General features: G+C 63.7%; 1 protein-coding gene. It reads right to left on the bottom strand.

Going from position 1 to position 501, the window contains the following annotated elements:
* Positions 1–337: hypothetical protein (locus ACK4TH_RS13420; RefSeq protein WP_409627155.1), on the bottom strand; the 337-nt coding region annotated here is incomplete at its 3' end.
* Positions 338–501: the final 164 nt, after the last annotated feature.

The raw sequence follows: 501 nt of genomic DNA on the forward strand, positions 1-501 counted from the left end.
CACTGGCGACAAAATCTCCGACCACCAGCACTTTCTTCGCCGTGTCGAGTTTCGGCGGTGGCGGCGGGGCTGCGGCGGCTCGGGTCGAAGGTGCGCGTGTCTGGATGGTCGTAACGCTGCCACTGTTCTTCTTGCGGATCTTGCCCTCGCGTGGACGCTGGACGTCCTGTGGCGGCACATACACGGGCTGGCGCTGGCCGAAGAGCATGTCGAGCAGGTTGCGACGTCGCTCGGGTTGCTGGGCTTCTGCAGTCGAGGCGAGGAATGCCGTTGCGCCGAGCATCAACGCCAGGCCAAGGCACATAAAGCGGGCAAGGGGTCGATGCGGGCTCTTCAAGTTCCACTCCTTCGCCGTCGCCGCTGCATACTTAAACGCAGTCCGCCGCGATCCGATGTTTCTGGATCGCGGCGGATGGCAAGTCAACTGTTGCTGATGTCGTGGGCGCTTCGATCAGTTGCGCAGGGCATCGAGCAGAACACGCGACGGCTGCCCGTCCACCG

This window comes from Tepidimonas sp. (assembly GCF_046292505.1).
GTDB lineage: Bacteria > Pseudomonadota > Gammaproteobacteria > Burkholderiales > Burkholderiaceae_C > Tepidimonas.